Origin of the sequence: Salidesulfovibrio brasiliensis JCM 12178 (assembly GCF_001311825.1) — a bacterium.
GTDB lineage: Bacteria > Desulfobacterota > Desulfovibrionia > Desulfovibrionales > Desulfovibrionaceae > Pseudodesulfovibrio > Pseudodesulfovibrio brasiliensis.
The window spans coordinates 1-4,709 of the sequence record NZ_BBCB01000137.1 but is presented as its reverse complement, the minus strand read 5'-3'; the positions used below and the strand labels follow the sequence as shown (position 1 = coordinate 4,709).

General features: G+C 65.2%; 4 protein-coding genes and 1 pseudogene. 4 read left to right on the top strand and 1 reads right to left on the bottom strand.

The features are described 5' to 3' along the window. Window positions 1-41 precede the first annotated feature (41 nt). Window positions 42-338: pseudogene (locus JCM12178_RS21150) on the top strand (aminoacetone oxidase family FAD-binding enzyme); the annotation flags it as partial. Between the two features lie 228 nt (window positions 339-566). On the opposite strand, the gene JCM12178_RS16995 reads toward JCM12178_RS21150, so the two are convergent. Next, entirely contained in the window at window positions 567-1,385 is an 819-nt protein-coding gene (locus JCM12178_RS16995) for a prepilin peptidase (protein ID WP_054653134.1), read from the bottom strand. A gap of 143 nt (window positions 1,386-1,528) precedes the next feature. On the opposite strand from JCM12178_RS16995, the gene JCM12178_RS16990 reads away from it, so the two are divergent. The 3 genes from JCM12178_RS16990 to JCM12178_RS16980 all read left to right on the top strand — a co-directional run. Next, on the top strand, window positions 1,529-2,821 hold the full coding sequence (locus tag JCM12178_RS16990; protein WP_054653131.1) for a phenylacetate--CoA ligase family protein: 1,293 nt from the start codon (window positions 1,529-1,531) through the stop codon (window positions 2,819-2,821). A gap of 24 nt (window positions 2,822-2,845) precedes the next feature. Then, window positions 2,846-4,378, top strand: a complete 1,533-nt coding sequence (locus JCM12178_RS16985; protein ID WP_054653129.1) for a sialidase family protein — start codon at window positions 2,846-2,848, stop codon at window positions 4,376-4,378. Beyond that, window positions 4,375-4,709 (top strand): dienelactone hydrolase family protein (locus tag JCM12178_RS16980; protein ID WP_172677176.1); only part of this gene is annotated, 335 nt, incomplete at its 3' end. The genes JCM12178_RS16985 and JCM12178_RS16980, both read left to right, overlap by 4 nt.

Sequence of the window (4,709 nt, the reverse complement as noted above, 5' to 3'; positions counted from 1 at the left end):
CCCTCTGCCGCTCGCTGGCAGGGACCGCCCTGCCCGCCTGCGTGGAAACCGCAGGGCGCAGGCACTGCGACGACCTGCTTTTCACACACAAGGGCATCTCCGGCCCAGCGCCGATGCAGGCCTCGCTCTACTGGCAACGGGGGGAGCCGCTCGTGGTGGACTTCCTGCCCGCGACCTCGCTGGCCGAGCGCATCGAAGAAGCCCGCTCCGCAAAGGGAACGCTCGGCAAGCTGCTGGCAAAGCTGTTTCCGAAACGGTGCGTCGCCCTCGTTCCCGAGAGCATTGCCAGCCGCCCCGTAGCCGAACTGGGCAGGGAAGACGCGGAAGCGGCCTGCGAACTGATCCACAGGCGCACGTTCACGCCTCGCAAGACAGAAGGGTACGCCAAGGCCGAAGTCACGGCAGGCGGGGTGGACACGGCGCACATATCATCGAAGAGCATGGAATGTCGGGACGTGCCCGGACTGCACTTCATCGGCGAAGTGCTGGACGTTACCGGACGCTTGGCGGCTACAACCTGCACTGGGCATGGGCCTCGGCAAAGGCCTGCGCGACGCGCTTTCGGATCAGTAGAAGGTCAGGTACCAGCGCAGCACCTGCCCGCCCACCAGCAGTTGCAGCATGGCCCCGAGGCACAGGAACGGGCCGAAGGGGATGCGGGTCTGGAGGCCCTTGGAGCCGGGCAGCCGCATGTAGATGACGCTCGCCACCAGTGCGCTCACTGCAGCGGCGAGGATGGTGAACGGCAGCCCCATGGGCCCGACCAGCGCGCCGATGAACAGCATGAGCTTCACGTCGCCCGTGCCGAGCCCCTCCTCTTTTCTGACGATGCGGTAGAGCTGCTGCAGCAGCCAGAATCCGCCGCCGCCAATGCCCGCCCCGATGAGCGCGGGCTGGATGGCCCCCTGAAAATCATCGAAGTACCAGCCGAAGAAGCCCTTCACCGCCAGCACCAGCACGAAGCCACCGAGCGTGACCCTGTCCGGAAGGATATAGCAGCGCAGGTCCACGAAGCTGCCGAAGATGAGCAGGCCGCCGAAGACCATGTAAATCACCCACGGCAGGGTCATGCCCATGTTCCAGGCCAGCGCCACGGCCCAGACCACGCTGACCGCTTCGATGGCCACGTAGGAAAAGGCGATGCGTTCCCCGCAGTGACGGCACTTGCCGCCCAGCGCCCACCAGCTCACCAGCGGGATGTTCTCGAACCACGCCAGTTGGCTGCCGCACGAGGGGCACATGGACCGCCTCGGGCTGTTCATGGGGATTTCCTCCACGTAGCGATGCACGCAGACCGTGTAGAAACTGCCCAGGACCATGCCGATGACGGCGGCGATAGGGATGGAGAACCACGGGTTGAACTGAAGGGCCAGCAGGTTGGTCATTGGGGCTTCCTACTTGAAGATTCCGTCGGATTTATGCATGTATACAACAGCGTGCCGCTCGTCTCCGCAGATGCGGCGCCCGCCACCATTTGGCTACTTCATTTCCCGTTCGCGCACAAGGCGCGGACCAACCGGGGGAGCGCATGTCCGAGCACCGATTCATACCGCAGTTATCCGAGGACCAGATCGCAGATATCCAGACCGAAGGGCTCAAGTGGACCGTGGGCCACGCTTTCGACAACAGCCCCTTCTACCGCTCGCGCCTGAACGAAGCAGGCGTGCAGCCCGGCGACATCACCTCGCTCGACGACCTCACGAAGCTCCCCTTCACCACGGCGGACGACCTCAAGGCGGGCTATCCCCTGCCGCTGCTCTCGGTGCCCGAATCGGACGTGGTCCGCATCCACGGCTCCAGCGGCACCACCGGCAAACGCAAAATTCTCAGTTACACCCAAAAAGACATCGACACGTGGAAAGACATGTTCGCCCGCTGCTACGAACTGGCCGGGCTGACCGTGGAGGACCGCGTGCAGGTCTGCGTGGGCTACGGACTCTGGACCGCCGGGGCGGGCTTTCAGCTCGGCTGCGAACGCTTCGGGGCCATGACCATCCCGGTGGGTCCGGGGATGCTTGAAATCCAGTTGCAGATACTCGAGGACCTCAAGCCCACCTGCCTGTGTTCCACCGCGTCCATGGCCCTGCTCATGGGCGAGGAAGTGCAGAAAAACGGCCTGCTGGAACGCATCGCCCTGAAAAAAGCCATCTTCGGCGGCGAGGCGCACTCCCAGAAAATGCGCAAACAGTTCGAGGACGCCCTCGGGCTGGAGGACAGCTTCGACATCACCGGCATGACCGAACTCTACGGTCCCGGCACGGGCCTCGACTGTCAGGCCCACGACGGCGTGCACTACTGGGCGGACATCTTCATCCTTGAGATCCTCGATCCGCACACGCTCAAACCCGTTGCGCCCGGCGAAGTGGGCGAGATGGTGGTGACCACCCTGAGCAAGGAGGCCTCGCCGCTCATCCGTTACCGCACCCGCGACCTGACCCGCCTGCTCCCCGGCCAGTGTGCCTGCGGCGTGACCATGCCCCGCCATGACAGGATTCTCGGCCGCTCGGACGACATGTTCATCTTCCGGGGCGTGAACATCTATCCCGGACAGATCGCCGAAGTGCTGGGCAACGTGCCCGGCGTTTCCGCCGAATACCAGATCAGCCTGACCCGCCACGACGGGCTGGACCACATGTCCGTGCGCGTTGAACGCAAACCGGGAGAGGACTCCGGCAACGATGCCGCGCTGGCAAAAGCGGTCTCCGACGAAATCAGAAAACACATCCTCGTCAGGAGCGAAATCCGCATCGCCAACCCCGGCGAGCTGCCGCGCAGCTTCGGCAAGACCAAACGGGTGCAGGACGACAGGGCCGACGACTAGCAAAAAAACCACAGGGAGGCCCCCGTGCCGAGCATTTCCGACGAACGTTCCCGTCATTGCGTCATCGACCACAGGCCGGGGCACTATCTCTGCTTTCCGGACGTCCGCACCGCCGCGAACGGCACCCTCATAACCGTTTATAATGAATACGACCAGCATGTGGGCAGACGGCGCAAGCTACTGATGCAGACGAGCGCCGACTCCGGCCGCACGTGGTCCGGGCCCCGGCTGATCCGCGCCCGGCGCAGCCACTGCCCGCGCATGACCGTGCTTTCGGACGGACAGATCATTCTCTTTGATGACGTGCGGCCCAACGTAGGCTGGTCGCTGGACAACGGCGCGGACTGGGCCTTTGACGAAAACGCCTCCGGCATCGGCCACGGCCTGCTGGACCGTCCGCTTGAACTGGATGGCGAGACCCTGCTCACCGTAGGCCACAACCATCGGGGCACCGTGGCGCATCCCGCCATCCGGCAGGCCCCCACCGAGCAGATGTTCTACCGCTCCGAGGATCGGGGCGTGACGTGGCAACAGCGCTGCCCACTGCCGCACCATCCGAACCTCGTGCTCTGCGAGGGGAGCCTCTGCATGTTTCCAGACGGGCGGCTCGCCTGCATCATGCGCGAGAACAGCATGGTCTATGAGCCCATGTACCTCTGCCTGAGCGAGGACAACGGGGACACGTGGTCCGAGCCGCTGCCCACGCCGCTCATCGGCCACCGCCCCACTCTTGGGCTGACCCCGTCCGGCAAGTTGCTGGTCACCTATCGAAACGTCGCCCCGGACCGGGGAACCGCCGCATGGCTCGGCACCTTTGACGAGCTGTGCTCGGATTACCGCGTGCACGGGCGACTCTCGCGCGCAAACCCGCCGCAACTCACGGACAGGGGCATGCGCATCGCCAATCCCGCAGGCGAGGACGTGACCCGTTTCGCCCTGCGCCCCATGACCGACCCGCGCACGGCAACAGCAGAACTTGCGGCATCGCTCCGGGTGGACGAAGCCGGTCCCAACGGCTGCGGACTGCGCCTCGGTACATGGTGGCGCGTCTTCCCGGACCGCATCGAGCCCGAAGGGGGCACACCTGTTCCGCTGGAACCCGGAAAGTTCAACGACATCCGGTTGATCTACGGCAATGGCGTGGTCTCCCTCACGGTCAACGGCAGCCCGGCATGCGAAATCACCGTCGACCCGAACAGCGCTGAAACGCGCGGCATCCTCTTTGGGGCGCCCCTGCCGTTCGAGGACAACGCCGTGGACAGTCTCTGGCGCGAGGTACGGCTCAGCGTGCACGAACCGTCCTGCTTCCGGGACCACCACTGGGCATGGAGCCACCGCGAGGGCCTGCCCGACAACTGGATGCGGGAAAACGTACTGGAACTGAAGAACGATGAGCGCGCCGCATGGGCGGACTTCGGCTATTCCGGCTGGTGCGTCACCCCGGACGGGGACTTCTTCTGCGCCTACCATCACGGCGGCGGGGACGAACCGGACTATCGGCCCGGCCTTTCCTCGCGCATCATGGGCACCCGCTTCAGCGAGGACGACTTCGCGTGAGCCGCGAGACAACGCTCGTCCACCAACACGGCGACACCCGGCTGGAGAGCGTCCTCGTCACACCCGACACGGAGGGCCCCTTTCCGGGCCTGCTGCTCGTCCACGAATTCACCGGCCTGCGGGAGAGCACAATCGCCCATGCCCGCCGCCTGTCCCGCATGGGCTACGCCGTGCTTGCTGCCGACTTTTACGGCCCGAAGATCCGCCCGAAAAACGAAGAGGAAGCGCGCACGGTCCATCGCGTCTTCCGTGACGACCGTTCTCTGATGCGCGAGCGGGCCTCGGCCTGCCTCGACGCCCTGCTTGCCTGCCCGGAAGTGGCCCGTCACCG

Coding starts and splice junctions, on each gene's coding strand:
- JCM12178_RS16995 (WP_054653134.1), bottom strand. CDS start 1,385: ATGACCAACCTGCTGGCCCTTCAGTTCAACCCGTGGTTCTCCATCCCT.
- JCM12178_RS16990 (WP_054653131.1), top strand. CDS start 1,529: ATGTCCGAGCACCGATTCATACCGCAGTTATCCGAGGACCAGATCGCA.